Raw genomic sequence first — 17,562 nt, 5'->3', positions numbered from 1 at the left:
CGGCTAGGCCGCGGCGATCAACTGCGTGGCACGCGACGCGCCGGGGGCGACGGAGGTGCGAGGGAACCAAAGGGCGAACCCCAGCCAGACGAATGCCAGGCCCATCGGGATGGCGGCGTAGCGCTGGAAGTCGTGCGGCAGCAGCGCCGCGGCAGGCGTGAGCAGCGCGGCCAGCGCCAGCACGGTTGCGGGAGCCTTCGGAAGGACGCCGGCTCGGACCGTTGCGATGCCGAGCAGGATGCCACCGGCCAGGTAGAGGACGCTCAGCACTCCATAGACGATGCCCATGGCGCCGACATCCAGCGGACCTGGATGCTGGTTGACGATGCCGAGGAGGCTGTCGACGAACTGGGGCGAGGCGGCAGCGAGCGGCGGCAACACGAACAGTTCGGCAAAGACGAACCCGGTCTGCAGCCACCAGCTCAAGACGAACAGGATGAAGGCTGCGAGGCCAAGCCAGCCCGCCTTGCTCATCTGCCGGAAGTAGAGGCCGGCTGTGCCCACCATGAAGAACAGGCACATCACGAGCTTGAGGGAAATGATCACGGTCCACTGCGGCGAGGTGACAGAACCGACGAAGTCGGGCGGATGAATTGGCTGGATGCCGGCGAAGATGAGCCCCGCCAGGATAGCGAAGGGTCCGGTTGCGCGGATGAGCGTGTCGGCGGTCAGCGGGCGGTGTGTGGTGGCGGTGGTGGTCACGGTAGCTCTCCTCAGGGTTGATGGTCAGTCGATGGTCGTGGCGGGGACGTGGGTGACCGAGATCAGCGGCACGCCAAGATCGCGGATGCGCTGCAGCAGGCCGTGCAGCGCGGCCTGGTCGGCGGCAACGCCGCGCAGCAGCGTCACCCCGTCGGGTTCGTGGATCAGCTCCGGGACCCCGAGCTGCTCGGCCCACTGCTGGTCGAGCTGGCCGCGCAGGCGGATGTCGTAGGTTCCGGATTGGCTCGATCGGCCGGATCTGGTCGTCATGATGTCCTCAGCATTCGTCACGGCGAACCGCAGTCCGCTGAGGATGACTATCGTCGTGCACGTGGTGAGCCGTACTCACCCGATGTGGTGAGCAGACATGGTGAGACGACATGCTTTTTGGGGGCGCTTAGGTTGTGTGCGCCCTGACAAAGAGCGCCAGGTCTTCGGCCCGGCGGACGGCCGCCCTGCGGCTGTTCACGCCAAGCTTCTGGAAGATGTTCCTGGTGTGGGTGCGCAGGGTGTTGAGCGAGACGGCAAGCTCGTCGGCGATCTCGGGGCCGCTCAGGTCGGTGCGGAGGAGGCGCAGCACGTCGACTTCGCGGTCGCTCAGCGGTTCGATCAGATCCGGGTGGTCGCTCGCGACGGACACCGCAGCGCTCCCGCCAGGGACCGTGATGCTGCGGACGAAGGCAGATGACGCTTCCCGCCTGCTCAACTGCTTGAGCAGGCCGCCAAGCCCCTCGCCGTCGTCGATGAACGGCCGACGGATGCCCTCCGGTTCGGCCAGAGCGATCGCCCGACGCAGGGCCTCGAGTGCGGCGGGCATGTCGTGCGCAGCGCGTCGGGCCAGCGCCGTGAGGACCAGAATATCAATCAGGCTGCGGGTTCGCCCGCCCGCCGCGGCCGCGTCGGCGAGGCGGTCGAGCAGACGCAGCGCGATGCGGACCGAACCGTCGTCGCCCCGCGCGAGAGAGAGCCGCGCCAGGGTCACATGGTCGAATTCCCGGAGGTAGGACAACGGATCGTCCGGCCCGATGGCGACAGTGCGCGCCCATTGCGTGGCCTCTTCGAGCTGTCCCATCCTGATGTGGATGCTGGCGATCTGGGCCGGTACGGGACGCACGTTGGGGAAGAAGTCGCTGACGTAGCGACGCTCGGCCTCCCGCAAATGCTCGAGTGCGCCTGCCGGCCTGCCTTCCGCGATATCGAGGCGCGCCTCAGCGACACGCCAGCGGTAGGGAAACTGCGGCAGTCCCCAGACCTCGCCGAGCGCGCGGCAGCGTTCCAGCTGCTCGCGGGCGGCGGCAAGTTCGTTGCGTTCGAGCAGCAGGAAAGCGAGGCCGGCGTGCGTGTCCGCGACACCACGGGCGATGGGACGACCATTGTCCGTCGCGAGCGCCAGCGCCGCCGTGCCGATCCGCATGGCCTCACTTATTCGACCCTGTGCGTTCCGTATGTCGGCGAGGGCGATGCTGGTGCCCTGTACATCGGCAATGTGACCCTGCTCCCGCATGCCGTCGCGGCACTCGGTCCAGTACCGCGCGGCATCCTCGAGCTCGCCTTTGGTCCACGACACGATCCCCAGGAAGCCCGTGGCACCGGACCGGGCCAGGTGATCGTCCTTGGGTGCGAACTCAAGCACGCGATGTGCATGACCGGCAGCAGCCGCCATGTCACCACGCACTTGCGCGAGCGCTGTTCGGTAGAGTGCGACATGGGCAAGGAGCGGCCTGGGATCGCTGAACGTGGCGACCTCGGCCTCGGCAGCGTCGAGGCGTTCCGCGACACCCGCAAAGTCGCCGAGCGACACCAGCACACCGGCGTAGGCGATACCGAGGACTGGCCGGTTGCGGACCACCGTGTCGGGGATCAAGCGCATCCAGGATCGAAACCGCGCCTCCTGCCGCTGCCGGCGAATATCGGGGATGGCATGTTCGATGAGATCGGCCGCCCGTTCGTAGTCGCGCGCTTCCAGCGCGTGGTGGATGGCCTCGGCACGCTCCCCGCAGGCTTCGAACCATTCGCTGGCCCGGCGATGGATCGCGGGTAACGCCTGCTGCCGGGCGTCCGCCAGGTGACTGCGCAGGACGTCGGCAAACAGGTGATGGTAGCGGAACCACTGCCGGTGCGCGTCGAGCGGAACGAGAAACAGGTTCTGGCGCTCCAGCCGCTCCAGCATCTGTCGACCGCGACCCGGCTCTCCGGTGACAGCATCGCAAAGCGAGGCGTTCATCCGCCGCAGAACTGCAGTCGCCATCAGGAAGGCGCGGAGATCATCGGGCAGACGGGCCAGCACCTCCTCGACCAGATAGTCGACGATATAGCGGCCGCTGCCGGCAAAATCATCGATGAAAGTCGACGCATCCTCGCGGCCATCGAGCGAGAGCACGGCCAGTTGCAGCGCCGCGATCCAGCCCTCGGTCTTCTGCTCCAGTGTCGCGGCGTCGACGGCCGACAGGCCGAGATGCATGACATCGTTGAGGTAGGTCGTGGCCTCGTCGGCGGTGAAACGCAGATCGGGCGAGCGGATCTCGACCAGGTCACCACGCACCCGGAGCCGTGCGAGGGGCAGGCCCGGGTCAGCACGTGTACTGATGACGACATGAATGTGCGAAGGCAGGTGCTCGATGAAGAAACCAAGCTGCTGGTGCACGTCCGGCCGGTTGACCACGTGCAGGTCGTCGAAGACGAGCAGGATCGAGGTCTCCACCGCCGCCAGCTGGTTGAGCAGGATGGCGACGAAGCCCTGGTCGGGCTGCATGGCGGCGGGCAGATCGGCGAGGCTCGTACCGGCCTTGGCGCGGGCGGCCTGCAGGGCCGCAACGACGTGAGGCCAGAAGACGGACGCATCATTGTCGCTCTCATCAAGAGACAGCCAGGCAATCGCCAGGTCGGGTCGGGCCAGAGCGGCAAACCAGTCGGCGAGGAGCGTTGTCTTGCCAAACCCGGCAGGCGCCGAGATCAAGGTCAGTCTGCCCTGGAGACCGCGGTCGAGCACCTCACGCAGCCGGGGCCGCGAGACAATGCGGGACCGCAGGACTGGCAGGTTCAACTTGGTGGTAACCAGCGGGATGGCCATGTTGCCAGTTCTGTGCCCGGCCCGCGTCGGACGCAAGCCTGCAAACGAACGAAAGGGAGGACCCGGGCCCTCCCCTTCCAGTCATGAGATCGGCGATGTCCCGCTACGACGAGACGCGACATCGCTGGCCGTCGGGTTGGATGTCGGTTCGACCGACCTCACGACCGCCGGGCATCGAGGGCGGCCAGCGCCGCGGGATTGAACCCGCGGACCAGCAGCCAGATGCCAAGCAGCAGTTCCCAGAAGAACTCGGGGGCAACCGACAGGCTGTGGGCGGTCGAGCCGAACTCGAAATGGCCGAGCATCACGCCGCAGCTGCCGAGGAGGAGGGCCGGGCCGCCGATGAGACCGAGGATCGAGAGGAAGCGCGGCAGCAGCCGGGTCTTCCACATCATGTACCCGAGGATCAGGCCATTGCCGACGCCGACCACGACACCGGGCCCCATCTTGAACGTCCAGTCATGAACGGCGACCAGAGCCTGCCCAACCACGGCGAGCGCGGCCGGGTCGGCGTCAGCGGCGGTCGCCCGCAGCGTGACGAGAGCGAGAACCGAGATGATGCCGATGGCAATGAACGCGCTCTCCATGACACGTGCGGCGACGAAACCAAGGCTCAGCACCGGGAAGCGGCGGCTGAGCACCGGATAGAGCGTCAGCGCCGAGGCGATGTTGGCGGCAATAAGCAGGAGCTCGAGCATGACGCCCCACGTCACGCCGGCCTTGAAGGGCCCACCGAGGATGAAGGCCGGATCGCTCAGCGCCGGAACATAGAGTGTCAGGACCGGCGGAATGGACGTGGCGTAGGTGACCAGAAAGAAGAGGCCGGTGAGACGGCCGAGACGCTGGGCGTCCCTGTGGCGCTCGGCAGCACGGTCAGTGGTCCGCCGGTCTGGGGTTGCTTCGGGAAAGTGGAAACTGGCGACGGCCGGGGCCGACGTAGCGATCGTAGTCATCTAGTGCCCTCATGGGTTGGTGGTGAAGTGAACGCCACCTTCCTACGTCTGGCACGCGGCATGCGGAACGCGCACCGTTTGCACTTCATTCGTGCGCCCGACGCCACATATCTTTGTTCCTCTACAAGGCAGCGGAAACTGTCAGTGCGCCTTGCCGGTGGCACACGCACTCCGCAGGCATGAACGAAGCCACCGATGCGCCAGATCTCCATCCATGCGCGGGTGCCACAGCATGGAGATGGTGAACCCGGAGAGTGCGAAGGGCAGCGCAAAGGTCGTGACGCCGCGACGCAGTCCCCCGGTGTGCCGCTCGGGCACCGTGGCAATGAGCTCCGTGTCGCGGGCAAGGGCGACAGCGGCGGCAAAGCCATTGACGATGACGCCGATGCGCCGCTGGGCTCCGGCAGCCTGCGCCGCCTCATCGACCTCGGAGCTATGCAGCCCCCTACGCAGGATCTGTATGTGTTCGGCGGCCCCGTAGCGTTCGAGTGTCACTTGCGCGTCGAGCACCGCATGTCCGTCCCGGGCGACGCCCACCCAACGGTCCTCGAACAGGGGCAGTGCACGCATCTCCGGAGCCGTCGTCGGATCGATTACCCCCGTTTCGACATCTACTTCGCCCTCGCGCAGAGGCGCACTCTCCTTGTCGGGCTTGGTTACGAACTGCAGCGCCACACCGGGTGCTTCCTTGCGGACTCGCGCGATGAGGCGCGGACCGAAGGTTTCCACGAAGCCCTCGCTCGTGCGCAGGACGAAGCGACGCTCCAGCGTCGCGAGGTCGAGCTTGTCGGCCGGGCGCAAGATCGTCCGCGCTCCCTCGACGATCGAGCCGACCTGACCGCGCAGTTCCAGCGCCCGTGGCGTCGGGACGAGGCCCCGCCCGGCACGGACCAGCAGCGGATCCCCCGTGACCTCTCGCAGCCGGGCCAGTGCGCGGCTCATGGCGGAGGGACTGAGCCCGAGGCGCCTGGCCGCGCCCGCGACGCTGCCTTCGGCAAGCAGGACATCCAGCGTCACCAGCAAGTTGAAATCGGGCATCGGCAGGAACCCATATGGCGTCCGGTGCAGGAATAAGATGCGAACGCTGCGCGTTCCGCAATAGCCGGCCGCAGCGTACCTGAAGGGCATTCGATTACAGGAGTATCCAATGCCCGCTCGCTACGCCCCGATCCTCTTCGGGTTCATCCTCTCGGGACTGATGTCGTTCCTCGTCTCCGGCATCGCCACCTTCCGCAATGCCGGCCTCGTCGACGGCTTCCTCAGCATCTGGATCAGCGCCTGGTTGCCGTCATGGCTGATCGCGTTCCCGGTGGTGCTGGTCGTCGCGCCGGTGGCGCGCCGCCTGGTCAGTGTCCTCGTCAAAGCACCGGCGGCGCGCTAGTCCGATGTCCACTCGACCGTCCAAGGCACAGGCCTGGCGCCTGGCCTCGCTGTCCCTGGCGATGTTGCTGCCGTCACTCGGCATCAGCGTTGCCAACATCGCCCTCCCCAACCTGCGCGCTGCCTTCGATGTGACCAGCCAGGAAGTCCAGTGGGTCGTCATCGCCTATCTGGTTGTCGTCACCTCGTCTCTGGTCACCGCGGGCCGACTGGGCGATCTGCTCGGCCGCAAGCCGCTCCTCCTTGCCGGCATCGCGATTTTTTCCCTGGCGTCGCTGGCTGCCCTGTTTGCGCCCACGATCTGGGTGGTGGTCCTCGCCCGCGCAGTTCAGGGGGTTGGCGCAGCGATGATGATGGCGCTCACTGTCGCCGCGGTCAGCGACGCGGTTCCGGCCGAGCGCGCCGGGACCGCGATGGGATTGCTCGGCACCGTTTCGGCAATCGGCACAGCGGCAGGTCCATCGCTGGGCGGGCTGCTGGTCGGCATTTTTGGCTGGCCGTCAATCTTCGTGCTGATGGCCGGCACCGGACTGCTGGCCGCGCTGTTCATCGGCACGCAGTTGCCCGCCGTCGCGTCCGTGCGCCGCCGGCCGGCCTTCGACCTGCCCGGTGCCGCAGCCCTGATGCTGACCGTTGCGGCGTTCGCGCTGGCGACGACCGTGAGCCCCTTCACCCTGCTCAACGCCATCCTGGGAGGAGGCGCTGTTCTGGGCGTGATCGCTTTTGTTCACATCGAACGACGGGCTGCCGCGCCCCTCGTGCAGCTGGACCGCCTCCAGCAACCTGCGGTCGCCGCCGGATTGCTCTCCATCGGCCTCGTCTCCGCGATCGTCATGACGACGCTCGTGGTCGGCCCCTTCTATCTCACCGGCGTGCTTGGCCTGGATATGGCCGGCGCAGGCCTCGTGATGACGATCGGGCCGACGGTATCCGCCATTGTCGGCCTGCCCGCCGGACGCATCGTCGACCGCAGTGGCGCGACCATGGCAGGCTATTTCGGGCTGTTCGCACTGCTCGGCGGAACGATCGCCATGATGCTTCTGCCGGGCAGTTTCGGCCTTGCCGGCTACGTTCTCAGCCTCGTCCTGATCACGTCGGGCTATGCGCTGTTCCAGGCCGCCAACAATACCGCGCTCATGACCGGCGCTCCGAAGGATCAGCGCGGCGTGACCTCCGCCCTGCTCTCCCTTGGCCGCAATGTGGGCCTGATCACCGGCGCATCGGCGATGGGAACGCTGTTCTCGCTCGGCTCGGACGGCGGTGCGGCCGGCGGATCTGGACTTCAATCGGTCTTCGCCGCGGCGTCCGTGTTCGTTGTCCTGGCGCTGGGCCTGTCGGCCTGGGCAAACCGGGTGCAGGCGGCCACGACATAGCGTCCTCTCGCGAAACTCCTCCTGCCAGGCTTCCAGCGGTTGCGAGGTTCAGTCGTGGCGATGCGATACATATCGACCTTCCCGGTCGATCGGTGCATGTCACCGCCGCCGCACTTGTATGCCACTCATGCCGCACTTGTTGCAGAGGGAGAGAGAGCGTTGCCTAACGTACCTCATTGCGGCTTGCCGAATGCGCGTCGCGTGTTAGGATATTGCCCGGCGCAGGGCCAAATTTGACCTTGTCCAGTTCAATAATGAACATTTCGGCCAACGCACAAGCGTGGCCGGCGCCCCTAAATCGGGGCAGAGGGAGGAAGAAGAAATGACTATCGGCAAAGGGCTCGCATGGGCCTTCGCGCCTATTGCTTTCACGCTTCTGGCGGGAACGGCAATGGCACAAACCGTCGTCACCATGATGCATGTCGAGCAGGGGAAACCCACGACGGATGCATGGGAAAAGCTCGCCACCGACTTCGAGGCGGCACATCCCGGCGTCGACGTGCAGATCCAGTATCTCGAGAACGAGGCCTTCAAGGCCAAGCTGCCGACGCTGCTGCAGTCCGACGAGCGTCCGGACATCTTCTACAGCTGGGGCGGCGGCGTGCTCAAGGAACAGTCGACCACCGGCGCCATCATGGACCTCACCGAGGCCATGGATGCCGATGGCGGCGCCTGGCGGAACAGCTTCAGCCAGGGCATCTTCGCCGGCCTCGTCTTCAACGACCGGGTCTGGGCCGTGCCCTACAAGACCGGCTCGATGGCGATCTTCTACAACAAGGAGCAGTTCGCCCAGGCCGGCGTCGACGCCGCTGCGATCAAGACCTGGGACGATCTCCTGGGTGCCGTCTCCAAGCTCAAGGATGCCGGCCTGACGCCGCTTGCCTGCGGCGGCGGTGACAAGTGGCCGATCCACCACTGGTATGGCTACCTGGTGATGCGCAATGGCGGCCAGGCCGCCTTCGAGGCCGCCAAGGCCGGCGAAGGCGACGGCTTTGCAGCCGAGCCCTTCGTCAAGGCGGGCGAGAACCTGCGCCAGCTCGGCGAACTCGAGCCCTGCCAGCCCGGCTTCCTCGCCGCCAAGTGGCCTGACTCCCTCGGCGTCTTCGCCGACGGCAAGGCCGCGATGATCCTCGGCTTCGAGGCCACCTACCAGAACCAGAAGACCAATGCGGCGGACGATGTGGGCATCGCCTACGAGAATCTCGGCCGCATGGCGTTCCCGATGGTCGAGGGCGGAGCCGGCAATCCGGAGGATACACTGGGACGCCTCAACGGCTGGGCCGTCTCGGCCGGCGCACCGCCCGAAGCGATCGAGTTCATGAAGTTCTTCAACTCGGTCGAAAGCCAGACCTATCTGGCCTCGCAAGGCCTGATTGTCCCGGTCGCGGTGGGCGCAGATGCGGCGCTGACGGACGATCTGATGCGGGCTTCCGCCCAGGCGGTCGCGGGGGCCCCGTGGCACCAGAACTTCCTCGACCAGGATCTCGGTCCTGCCGTCGGGCGCGTCGTCAACGACGTGGCTGTCGAGATGTTCGTGGGCAACATGACGCCCGAGCAGGGCGCTCAGGCGATCCAGGACGAAGCGTCGCTCGCCATGTGATCCGGCGCGCGGCCGTGCCTTACGGGTGCGGCCGCGCCCTCCTTCTTTGCAAGCGTGGGGACGATCATGACGACCGAGTCGGCTGATGCCGAGGCTCGCGCCGCCATTCGCGGTGGATCGAGAATTACGACCTGGCGTGACCGGCTGCCGGTACTGGTGCTGTTTCTGCCGCCGGCGCTGGTACTGTTCACCGTCTTCGTCATACTGCCGATGGGCGAAGCGGCCTGGTACAGTTTCTACAACTGGAACGGCTACGGCCTGCCGACGCAGTTCGTCGGCTGGCGCAATTTCGAAGTGCTGTTCCGTCGCCCGGCCTTCCTGCAGGCGCTGATCAATTGCGGCCTGATCATCCTCGTGTCGCTGGCGATCCAGCTGCCGCTGGCGCTCTGGCTCGCCACGCTGGTGTCGAACCGCATTCGCGGCGCCGTTACCTTCCGGCTGATCTTCTTCATGCCCTATGTGCTGGCTGACGTTGCCGCCGGCCTCATCTGGCGCTTCGTCTATGACGGCGACTATGGCCTCTTCGGCGCCATTGGCCGGGCTTTCGGCAACCCCGAACTGTTCCTTCTCGCCGACCAGAACACGGCGATCTATGCGCTGCTCGGCGTGATCGTCTGGAAGTATTTCGGCTTCCACATGATGCTCTTTATCGCGGGCATGCAGGCGATCGACCGTGATCTCCTCGAGGCGGCCGAAATCGACGGCGCCTCGCGCTGGCAGAAGTTCCGCTACGTGACGCTGCCGCTCCTCGGCTCGACCCTGCGGCTCTCGGTGTTCTTCGTCATCGTCGGTTCGCTGCAGCTCTTCGACATCGTCATGCCGCTGACCGGCGGCGGGCCGTCCGATACGACACAGACCCTGGTCAGCTTCCTCTACACCTTTGGCGTCATGCGCATGCAGGTCGGGTTCGGCAGTGCGGTCGGCGTGGTGCTCTTCGTCCTCAGTGTGGTGCTGGCATTCAGCTACAAGCGGATATTCATGCGAAATGACTGAAGCAGCCGTCGATCGTTACGAAAGTACGCAAACCGCCTCCGACCGCCGGCCGGGCTTTGTTGTCCAGCTCTATGTCTATGCGGCCCTGTTTATCGTCTCGGCGATCATCCTGATCCCGCTGATCACCACGGCCCTGGGCGGCTTCAAGACGCTGGGCGACCTGCGCACCAATCCGTTCGGCCTGCCGCGCGAGTGGAACTGGACGAACTATGCCGAGATCTTCTTCTCGTTCCGCTACTGGCAGCTGTTATGGAACTCGCTGTTCATCGCCGTGCTGACCGTTGTGCTCACCGTCATCGTTTCCGCCACGGCCGCCTACACCTTTGCGCATGTGCGGTTTTTTGGTTCGGGCTTGCTGCTGAACTATTTGCTGGTCGGCCTGATGTTCCCGGTGGCAACGGCCATCCTGCCGCTGTTCCTCAAGATCCGCGACCTGGGCATTCTCAACACGCACTGGGGCGTCATCCTGCCGCAGGTGGCGTTTCACATCGGCATGGCGGTCCTCTTGTTCCGCAACTATTTCCGCAACATGCCCTCGGAGCTCTTCGATGCCGCCTTCATCGACGGCTGCGGCTATATCCGGTTCTTCTGGCACGTAACGCTGCCGCTCTCCCGGCCGATCCTCGCCACAGTCGGTATCATCACCTTCGTGCAGAGCTGGAACAACTATCTGCTGCCGCTGATCTTCCTCAACTCCGAGGAGCTCTATCCCTGGCCGCTGGGGATGATGGTCTATCGCGGCGAGTTCGGAACGGATTGGCACCTGATCCTCGCCTTCATCACCCTGACCATCCTGCCGACGATCATCGTCTTCTTCCTGGCGCAAAAGCACGTCGTCGCCGGGCTGACGGCGGGTGCGCTGAAAGGGTGAGCGCGCGCCATTGCTGCTGCAGGGCCTGCGCCAGCACCGCGTCGCCAATGTCGACTTGGCCGCCGGCTCGGTGCTACTCACTGCGGACGCTGCGGGAGAAGACCTTCCAACATCGCGCCGACTCCGCGCATTGACGACCTTACTGGAGCCTCCGATGACGACCTACGATACTGTGCGCTACAACTCCCTCGCGGGCAGACATGTCCTGATCACCGGCGGCGCCTCCGGGATCGGGCAGGAAATGGTGCGCGCCTTCGCCAGCCAGGGAGCCCACGTGGCCTTCGTCGATATCGACGAAGCCGGCGGCCAAGCGACTGCTGCCGAGACCGGCGCCAGGTTTCATCTTTGCGACATAACAGACATTGCGCGTCTTCGCGCCGTGATTGCGGAGATCGAAGCCGAGACGGGCGCGATCCAGGTGCTGGTCAACAATGCCGCCCGCGACGACCGCCACGCCATGTCCGAGGTCGAGCCCGACTACTGGCGCCGGACCCTGGCACTCAACCTCGATCACCAGTTCTTCGCGACCCAGGCGGTCACCCCCCTGATGGCGGAGGCAGGCGGCGGCTCGATCATCATGTTCGGCTCCATTTCATGGATGCGCAGTCAGCCGAACATGGTCGGCTACACGACCGCGAAGGCCGCCATCAACGGCCTGACCCGGACGCTGGCGCGCGAGCTCGGCCCAAGCGGCATCCGCGTCAACTGCATCGTCCCCGGCGCCATCGCCACCGAGCGCCAGAATACGCTCTGGCGAAAGCCGGGCAGCAACGAGCGTATCCTCGAGAACCAGTCCATCAAGGTGCTCCTCGATCCTACCCATGTCGCCCGCATGGCACTGTTCCTCGCCTCCGACGAAAGCGCCGGATGCACCGGTACGAATTTCCTCGTCGACGCCGGCTTGACCTGATCCCGCCGGTCTACACTCTGTCAATAGAGACGCAGTTCACGGGTTCGCTGTTGTACTAGCGAGTTCTGACGACTTTGGGGACGCGAAGGAGGTAGAAAAGCAGCTGGATGACCACAAGTTATCGAGCGAGGCAATCGTCACTCTTTGCTCGGCTCCCCACGGCAGCAAGTAACCTGCTGCTGCGGAGCCGAAGGGCGGACAATGTCGCCCCCCGCCTACTGGAACAAGTCGCCCTGCACTGTTGGATCTACCCGAATGACCCCCAAAAGCGTCCATATGTTAGGCCACTTTGCAAGCGTGCCCATTGCGAAGGCCATTCCAAGCTTTGGGTACTCTTCGTTGAACTTGTCAGACATCATTCTGAGAGCCTCAGTTGCGGTGCTGCCGCGCGACCAGTTCGCAAACATAGCATGCGCCTCCCAGTCGCCGTTCTCGCAATCATGCTCTCCGGCGTCGTCTTCAAACTTGAATCGAAACTCATAAGGGGTCGGTTCTATCGCTGCCAGTTCTCGGTCCAAGAACGAGCCCTGCCTCGTTACTGCTTTGAAGCGCTCCCGCTCTGAATCCAACTCGGACTTTGACTTCTCTCGCCAAAGAAAACGGGTGTTGCGCGGGCGGACGAGGGCCAGACTTTGTCCTCTCCCCTCGGCCTCCTTGGAGGAAGACACAAAGACCTTGTCCAGGAAGCGCGGGCGCTCCACCTTGGGTAGCTCCCCCGATATTACGATGCTGTCCTCATGAACCCTGCAACTTTCGATGCGCGGATCACTCGTTGCACGCCGATAGCGGAAATCTACCCAATTCCAACGCCCAAAGGCGGCATCGCTGGTAAGCTGCCTGAACCGTACAGGATAAAGTCGTTTCCAAGCGCCTTCGGCCGTGACACCGGCACAGCACACCGTCTCTTGATGCTTAGTGCTCGGTTGCGGCAGCGCCTTGACGAGAATGACTACGCGGGAGCTTTGAACTGTGCCGCTCGTATCTTCCGGGATCATCGCCAAACAGCTCAAACGACTCGTGACCTTTGGCCACAAGTTTTTCAGCAACTATACTACGATGGCAAGTATTGGGATCACGTTCAAAGCACAGCATGCACGATATTTCGCTATCCGCCAGCTCCGTCAACGCCACCAAGGCCTGCTGGCTGGTTGGTTCTTCGAGATGCCCACTGTATATCCGTCTAAAGGCAGAGTAATCGCCGGCCCGGGCAGCGTCACGTCCCTCTTTTGGATCTCCCAGTGCGACCATATGGACGTAGCGAATACCGGCCTCTTCCAACGCGAGGGAGAGGCTCTTTTTGGAGAACCCCTTCTTCCGAGATTGGGGTACCGCCCTGACATCGACGAGACATTCTATTCCGACTGCCTTGAGGGTCGCGATGAACCGCCCGATATCAGTACCTTCGTATCCAATGTTGAAGACTACCGCCACGTATCAATCCCTGTCTGCACCGGTCACCATTCTGCGGCAAATTGCTGTCGCAAGACTTAATTATTGGGCACCTGCGTCGGCACCGACGTGAACGTGAGAATTTTTCGATGCAAATCAAATAGTTGGATGTGTCGAATGATAGTGGCGGAGAGGGAGTCCGCTATATCTCAATCCGCCGGCGTTCATGACTGATCGGAGGTATCCACACAACATACTGATTGTGAAACATTTATCGTCGCTCCGGATGAGGCATAGTTCATTGGCATTCGTATTTGTTCGCCACGAGACACTCCTCGTGCTAGGGCCACTGCTGGGGCCGTAAGTCGCCCTGAGCCCAGGAAATCACGATGGCCCGCCCTCTAAACAAGCTTACGGCTCGTGCCGTACAATCCATAAAGGAGGCCGGCAGGCACAGCGACGGAGGTGGGCTCTACCTCAACGTGTCAGCCGACGGCCGCCGTCGTTGGGTTTTCATGTTTCGCCTGGGCGGACGACAGAGAGAAATGGGTCTGGGGTCTGCTCGGGACGTTTCACTTGCCGATGCGCGTGACCTCGCCGAACGCGCGAGGAAGGCGCTGCAGGCGGGCCTAGACCCGCTGGCGGCTAAAGTCCCGGACCGAGTGGTACCGACATTCGGTGAGTTTGCCGACGATCTCGCCGACTTACTTGCGAGTGGCTTCCGTAATGAAAAGCACATCGCCCAGTGGAAGATGACTTCTAGGCGACAGGTATTGCGGCCTGCTCCGTACAGAACTGGTGTCCGAGATTTCCACCCAGAACGTGATTGGGGTTCTGGAGCCGATTTGGTTGACGAAGCAGGAGACGGCGTCCCGCATTCGGGGACGAATTGAACGGGTTCTGGATGCTGCAAAAGCCAAAGGCCTGCGCGAGGGCGAAAACCCGGCCCGCTGGAAGGGACACCTTGATGCCCTTCTACCGAAGCGCCAGAAGCTCGCCCGCGGGCATCATGCCGCGATGGCATATTCGGATGTGCCAGCTTTCTTCGGCCGACTGAAGGCCCTCAGCTCGTCTTCAGCATGCGCTTTGGCTTTCACTGTCCTGACCGCGGCCCGCTCCGGTGAAGTAATGGGCGCGCGCTGGAAAGAGTTCGACCTGGAGAGCAACGTCTGGACTGTCCCTGCCTCGCGCATGAAAGCTGGGCGCGAGCACCGCGTACCACTCACAGACGCCATGAAGCTGATCCTTGAGGACATCGCACTGCTGCGTGCCAGAGAGGACACGGCCGGTGAAGAGTTCGTGTTCCCAGGCACGAAAAAGAGCTCAGGCCTTTCTGTCATGGCGCTCACCATGGCGATGCGGAGACTGAAGCAGGGGCATTTCACTGTGCATGGGTTCCGGTCTGCGTTCCGTGACTGGGTGTCAGAAGAAACAGAATATCCGCGGGAGATTGCCGAGGCCGCGCTGGCGCACGTGTTTGGAGACGAGACCGAACGTGCGTACAGGCGTGGTGATGCTTTGAAGAAGAGGCTTGGTCTCATGCAGGCGTGGGCCGACTACGTGCTCGGCCGCACGAAGGTGGCCTGATCCGGCAAGGTGCGCGGGCGAGTTTTCAAACAAACTATCTGTGGTGCACTTGGGAGGTCTCGTAACAAGGAGACCTCGTCTTGGAAGACCTAAGCGCCGTAAACGAAGTCATTGCCATTGCCCACTCCATTCCCACTCTGATGGAAATGCTGAGTGTTGGCCGCACTCACCTTTACAGCCAGATCAGCTCTGGTGCCCTGCCAGCACGGAAATTCGGGCGGAGAACTCTGGTTCTCCATGAAGACCTCCTGGTCTTCCTCCGAAATCTGCCGGTAGTCGGCAAATGAACCGCTTCAGTCAGAAATTTCCTCATTCCTTTTGTGGCCGGGACTGGCGCAGGGTCTTTAACTGCAAGGACGTGGAGGATCTCGCTTGTGAGATCGACCATCTATACGAATTCGCGCCTCTGACCGCCGCGGAGCGCCGCACATTTCTCCAGGCCCACTTCAATTTGAAGGTGCTCGATCTCGCACTTCGTGATGTCGACGTATCGCGCAACTACACGAACGAGCGCCCTAAGGTGCCAGGAAACACTGTGGAGTTAGCGATTGGGTACCTCTACCGGATGCAGACGTTCGTCGATCGTCTCTGGGAAAAATACATCGGTATGAGGCCCATGCGTGACATTTGACCCTCCGGACTGGTTCACGCGCAATACGCCTCCCGATGCTGTGTGCGTCGACTGGGGTGATTCAACCAGCGACACACCTTCGATCGTACAAATCGCTCCTTCGTTCGCTCTCGAGGGCGTCGTCTTCGATGGAGAGGCGTCACTAGACGATCCACCGGAGTTGGTCCAAGGCATGCTTCCAACTGAAGGCATCGCGTTCCTAGGCGGCCAATCAGGGGCAGGCAAGACATTCATCGCAGTAGACCTTGCCCTGTGTCTCGCCACCCAACAGCCGTTCTTCGGACGCAAGGTCCGAACAAAGGTTGGGGTCGCGTACGTGGCGGCAGAAGGAGCCAGCACACTCGGGACGCGCTTTGAAGCGGCACGTAGGCATCGAGCAGCCGGTCCACAGCTGCCCATCGCGCGCGTCAAGCTCGCCGGGGACCTTACCAACCCACAGCAGATGGAAGACCTGATCCGGACGCTCAATTCGATCGACAGCCACTTCCGAGATCGGCACCGCTGCGCGCTCGGCCTGGTCATTGTTGATACCTTGGCGGCGGCATTCTCAATCAAGGATGAGAATGCCAACGGCGAAGCGGCGGCAGTCATGCGTAGCCTGGCTGGCATGGCAGCCAAGACTGGCACTTTGGTGATGGTGGTTCACCACTACGGGAAGTCATCCGAGACTGGATTGCGCGGCGCCTCTGCGTACCGGGCGGGCGCTGATGCCGTAATCTCGGTCTTGGCAACGCGGGATGAAATCTCGGGAACCTGCAAGGACCGATCTATCGCCATTGCCAAGAGTTCGAACTGGACAAGAGGGACCTCTCTCAGGCTTCGACCTCGTCGAAATGCAAATGGGTGAGAACCGCTACGGCGAAACCTTCTACTCGTGCGCGATTGGGCAAACCTGAATCGCGCCCAAGACTAGGGGCCGGCCGGCAACCGCGGCACTGCGCCTATTCCGTGAAGCGTTCGAATGTGCATCGCTCGATAGCGGAGAGATGCATCAACTCAACAGCCGCGGCCCAAACGTGAAAGCTGTCAGGATCAATTCGTTTCGGGAGGAATACCTCCGACGAAAGGTAACGGGAGAGGACGACGGGCCCACGCAGAAGGCTAGCGCCATGAAGGCATTCCGTCGTGCCATCGACAACCTGCCGGCAGACTTCTCTACAGAGACCGCCGCGGGCGTAGAGTGGGTATGGCAACTTAGCTGAGGACAGACAACGACAAATGCTTCATGTCTTCATTTGTCTCACCAATCTGACGACGGACAGACAGACAACGCCCCAGAGGGGTGTTGTTCTGTCCGGTGTCTAGTATCAGGACCACTAGTCCCGCGGAGGCCTCAACGGCGGCTTATGGCCCAAAGCGAACCCTCGGAGTACGCTAGACGCTGACCCCAAAAAGGCGACCGACACCCGCCGTAATGGCCATCGCGGCAGCACCCCAGAAGAGCACTCGCGCGGTCGGCCGCAGCAGTGGCGCGCCACCGGCCCGAGCGCCAAGCGCCCCAAGCCCTGCCAGACAGATGAGCGTGGTCACGACAACAACCGGAATGGTCGTGCCGGCAGGCGCCAACACGGCGGCGATCAGCGGCAGGGCCGCGGCGATTGTAAAGGTCAGGCCCGAGGCCAGTGCCGCTTGCAGCGGGTTGGCGGTGTGGAGATCGGAGAGGCCAAGCTCGTCCCTCACGTGGGCGCCCAAGGCATCCTTTTCGGTCAGCTCTCTTGCCACCAGAGCCGCTGTTGCCGGTGATAGTCCGCGCGATTGATAAATGGAGGCGAGTTCGGCTTCTTCCTCGGCGGGAGTGTCAATCAAGGCCTGCCTTTCGCGCGAGACGTCTGCCCGCTCGATATCGGATTGGGAGCTGACCGACACATATTCACCTGCCGCCATCGACATTGCTCCGGCGGCAAGCCCCGCGACGCCCGCGATCAGAATGGCGCCAGGTCCCGGAACAGCAGCTGCGACACCAACGATCAGCGACGAGACCGAGACGATGCCGTCATTGGCCCCGAGCACTGCCGCACGCAACCATCCCGATCGGTTGATGAAGTGGAGCTCTTGGTGGGCGGACTGATAGGGAAGATGCATGGTCGTTTCACAGCAAAGTGC

At 63.4% G+C, this 17,562-nt stretch carries 19 protein-coding genes; 11 read left to right on the top strand and 8 right to left on the bottom strand.

Features of this window, described 5'->3' with window-relative positions; genetic code table 11:
• Nucleotides 1–3 precede the first annotated feature (3 nt).
• The 5 genes from AC0L4C_RS06595 to AC0L4C_RS06575 form a co-directional block, all read right to left on the bottom strand.
• A complete protein-coding gene (locus AC0L4C_RS06595; protein ID WP_473402829.1) occupies nucleotides 4–702 on the bottom strand; it encodes a hypothetical protein in 699 nt (232 codons plus the stop codon).
• Nucleotides 703–726: 24 nt separating this feature from the next.
• Nucleotides 727–972, bottom strand: a complete 246-nt coding sequence (locus AC0L4C_RS06590) for a hypothetical protein (protein WP_473402828.1) — start codon at nucleotides 970–972, stop codon at nucleotides 727–729.
• A gap of 127 nt (nucleotides 973–1,099) precedes the next feature.
• On the bottom strand, nucleotides 1,100–3,772 hold the full coding sequence (locus tag AC0L4C_RS06585) for a winged helix-turn-helix domain-containing protein (RefSeq protein WP_473402827.1): 2,673 nt from the start codon (nucleotides 3,770–3,772) through the stop codon (nucleotides 1,100–1,102).
• Nucleotides 3,773–3,930: 158 nt separating this feature from the next.
• Nucleotides 3,931–4,725 carry a DUF4386 domain-containing protein gene (locus tag AC0L4C_RS06580; protein WP_473402826.1) on the bottom strand — a complete coding sequence of 265 codons (795 nt, stop codon included), beginning with the start codon at nucleotides 4,723–4,725 and terminating at the stop codon, nucleotides 3,931–3,933.
• A 141-nt stretch (nucleotides 4,726–4,866) separates the two neighbouring features.
• On the bottom strand, nucleotides 4,867–5,769 hold the full coding sequence (locus AC0L4C_RS06575) for a LysR family transcriptional regulator (RefSeq protein ID WP_473403468.1): 903 nt from the start codon (nucleotides 5,767–5,769) through the stop codon (nucleotides 4,867–4,869).
• Between the two features lie 103 nt (nucleotides 5,770–5,872).
• Between AC0L4C_RS06575 and AC0L4C_RS06570 the strand changes: the two genes are divergently transcribed.
• From AC0L4C_RS06570 to AC0L4C_RS06545, 6 genes are all read left to right on the top strand, one after another.
• Nucleotides 5,873–6,106, top strand: a complete 234-nt coding sequence (locus tag AC0L4C_RS06570) for a DUF2798 domain-containing protein (protein WP_473402825.1) — start codon at nucleotides 5,873–5,875, stop codon at nucleotides 6,104–6,106.
• 4 nt (nucleotides 6,107–6,110) lie between these two features.
• Entirely contained in the window at nucleotides 6,111–7,478 is a 1,368-nt protein-coding gene (locus AC0L4C_RS06565; RefSeq protein WP_473402824.1) for an MFS transporter, read from the top strand.
• Between the two features lie 391 nt (nucleotides 7,479–7,869).
• The gene (locus AC0L4C_RS06560) at nucleotides 7,870–9,078 is read left to right on the top strand and encodes an extracellular solute-binding protein (RefSeq protein ID WP_473402823.1); all 1,209 of its coding nucleotides are present in this window, start codon (nucleotides 7,870–7,872) and stop codon (nucleotides 9,076–9,078) included.
• Nucleotides 9,079–9,144: 66 nt separating this feature from the next.
• Complete coding sequence (locus AC0L4C_RS06555) at nucleotides 9,145–10,071, top strand: carbohydrate ABC transporter permease (RefSeq protein ID WP_473402822.1); 927 nt, start codon at nucleotides 9,145–9,147, stop codon at nucleotides 10,069–10,071.
• A complete protein-coding gene (locus tag AC0L4C_RS06550) occupies nucleotides 10,064–10,942 on the top strand; it encodes a carbohydrate ABC transporter permease (RefSeq protein ID WP_473402821.1) in 879 nt (292 codons plus the stop codon). The genes AC0L4C_RS06555 and AC0L4C_RS06550 overlap by 8 nt, the downstream gene beginning before the upstream one ends.
• A 154-nt stretch (nucleotides 10,943–11,096) precedes the next feature.
• Entirely contained in the window at nucleotides 11,097–11,852 is a 756-nt protein-coding gene (locus AC0L4C_RS06545; protein WP_473402820.1) for an SDR family NAD(P)-dependent oxidoreductase, read from the top strand.
• Nucleotides 11,853–12,067: 215 nt separating this feature from the next.
• Here AC0L4C_RS06545 and AC0L4C_RS06540 read toward each other — a convergent pair whose 3' ends face one another.
• Nucleotides 12,068–12,847, bottom strand: coding sequence for a hypothetical protein (locus tag AC0L4C_RS06540; RefSeq protein ID WP_473402819.1), 780 nt, complete (start codon nucleotides 12,845–12,847; stop codon nucleotides 12,068–12,070).
• Nucleotides 12,765–13,283, bottom strand: coding sequence for a DUF488 domain-containing protein (locus tag AC0L4C_RS06535; RefSeq protein WP_473402818.1), 519 nt, complete (start codon nucleotides 13,281–13,283; stop codon nucleotides 12,765–12,767). The genes AC0L4C_RS06540 and AC0L4C_RS06535 overlap by 83 nt, the downstream gene beginning before the upstream one ends.
• 347 nt (nucleotides 13,284–13,630) lie before the next feature.
• Between AC0L4C_RS06535 and AC0L4C_RS06530 the strand changes: the two genes are divergently transcribed.
• The 5 genes from AC0L4C_RS06530 (at nucleotide 13,631) to AC0L4C_RS06510 (ending at nucleotide 16,306) form a co-directional block, all read left to right on the top strand.
• Nucleotides 13,631–14,134, top strand: coding sequence for an Arm DNA-binding domain-containing protein (locus tag AC0L4C_RS06530; protein ID WP_473402817.1), 504 nt, complete (start codon nucleotides 13,631–13,633; stop codon nucleotides 14,132–14,134).
• The gene (locus AC0L4C_RS06525; protein ID WP_473402816.1) at nucleotides 14,040–14,828 is read left to right on the top strand and encodes a tyrosine-type recombinase/integrase; all 789 of its coding nucleotides are present in this window, start codon (nucleotides 14,040–14,042) and stop codon (nucleotides 14,826–14,828) included. The genes AC0L4C_RS06530 and AC0L4C_RS06525 overlap by 95 nt, the downstream gene beginning before the upstream one ends.
• Before the next feature lie 140 nt (nucleotides 14,829–14,968).
• Nucleotides 14,969–15,115 carry a helix-turn-helix domain-containing protein gene (locus AC0L4C_RS06520; protein WP_473403467.1) on the top strand — a complete coding sequence of 49 codons (147 nt, stop codon included), beginning with the start codon at nucleotides 14,969–14,971 and terminating at the stop codon, nucleotides 15,113–15,115.
• The gene (locus AC0L4C_RS06515; protein WP_473402815.1) at nucleotides 15,112–15,459 is read left to right on the top strand and encodes a hypothetical protein; all 348 of its coding nucleotides are present in this window, start codon (nucleotides 15,112–15,114) and stop codon (nucleotides 15,457–15,459) included. The genes AC0L4C_RS06520 and AC0L4C_RS06515 overlap by 4 nt, the downstream gene beginning before the upstream one ends.
• Complete coding sequence (locus AC0L4C_RS06510; protein WP_473402814.1) at nucleotides 15,449–16,306, top strand: AAA family ATPase; 858 nt, start codon at nucleotides 15,449–15,451, stop codon at nucleotides 16,304–16,306. Before AC0L4C_RS06515 ends, AC0L4C_RS06510 begins: the two co-directional genes overlap by 11 nt.
• 527 nt (nucleotides 16,307–16,833) lie before the next feature.
• On the opposite strand, the gene AC0L4C_RS06505 is transcribed toward AC0L4C_RS06510, so the two are convergent.
• Nucleotides 16,834–17,541 (bottom strand): VIT1/CCC1 transporter family protein, encoded by a 708-nt coding sequence (locus tag AC0L4C_RS06505; RefSeq protein WP_473402813.1) that lies wholly within the window; start codon nucleotides 17,539–17,541, stop codon nucleotides 16,834–16,836.
• Nucleotides 17,542–17,562 lie beyond the last annotated feature (21 nt).

The organism is Devosia sp. J20-27 (genome assembly GCF_055808595.1).
This window is presented reverse-complemented; position numbering and strand designations above follow the sequence as displayed.

What these genes read in the sequence shown, in the direction of transcription:
- AC0L4C_RS06580 (WP_473402826.1), bottom strand. Translation starts at nt 4,725, where the DNA reads ATGACTACGATCGCTACGTCGGCCCCGGCCGTCGCCAGTTTCCACTTT.
- AC0L4C_RS06505 (WP_473402813.1), bottom strand. Translation starts at nt 17,541, where the DNA reads ATGCATCTTCCCTATCAGTCCGCCCACCAAGAGCTCCACTTCATCAAC.
- AC0L4C_RS06520 (WP_473403467.1), top strand. Translation starts at nt 14,969, where the DNA reads ATGGAAATGCTGAGTGTTGGCCGCACTCACCTTTACAGCCAGATCAGC.
- AC0L4C_RS06585 (WP_473402827.1), bottom strand. Translation starts at nt 3,772, where the DNA reads ATGGCCATCCCGCTGGTTACCACCAAGTTGAACCTGCCAGTCCTGCGG.
- AC0L4C_RS06545 (WP_473402820.1), top strand. Translation starts at nt 11,097, where the DNA reads ATGACGACCTACGATACTGTGCGCTACAACTCCCTCGCGGGCAGACAT.
- AC0L4C_RS06590 (WP_473402828.1), bottom strand. Translation starts at nt 972, where the DNA reads ATGACGACCAGATCCGGCCGATCGAGCCAATCCGGAACCTACGACATC.
- AC0L4C_RS06530 (WP_473402817.1), top strand. Translation starts at nt 13,631, where the DNA reads ATGGCCCGCCCTCTAAACAAGCTTACGGCTCGTGCCGTACAATCCATA.
- AC0L4C_RS06560 (WP_473402823.1), top strand. Translation starts at nt 7,870, where the DNA reads ATGGCACAAACCGTCGTCACCATGATGCATGTCGAGCAGGGGAAACCC.
- AC0L4C_RS06540 (WP_473402819.1), bottom strand. Translation starts at nt 12,847, where the DNA reads ATGATCCCGGAAGATACGAGCGGCACAGTTCAAAGCTCCCGCGTAGTC.
- AC0L4C_RS06550 (WP_473402821.1), top strand. Translation starts at nt 10,064, where the DNA reads ATGACTGAAGCAGCCGTCGATCGTTACGAAAGTACGCAAACCGCCTCC.
- AC0L4C_RS06515 (WP_473402815.1), top strand. Translation starts at nt 15,112, where the DNA reads ATGAACCGCTTCAGTCAGAAATTTCCTCATTCCTTTTGTGGCCGGGAC.
- AC0L4C_RS06570 (WP_473402825.1), top strand. Translation starts at nt 5,873, where the DNA reads ATGCCCGCTCGCTACGCCCCGATCCTCTTCGGGTTCATCCTCTCGGGA.
- AC0L4C_RS06565 (WP_473402824.1), top strand. Translation starts at nt 6,111, where the DNA reads ATGTCCACTCGACCGTCCAAGGCACAGGCCTGGCGCCTGGCCTCGCTG.
- AC0L4C_RS06555 (WP_473402822.1), top strand. Translation starts at nt 9,145, where the DNA reads ATGACGACCGAGTCGGCTGATGCCGAGGCTCGCGCCGCCATTCGCGGT.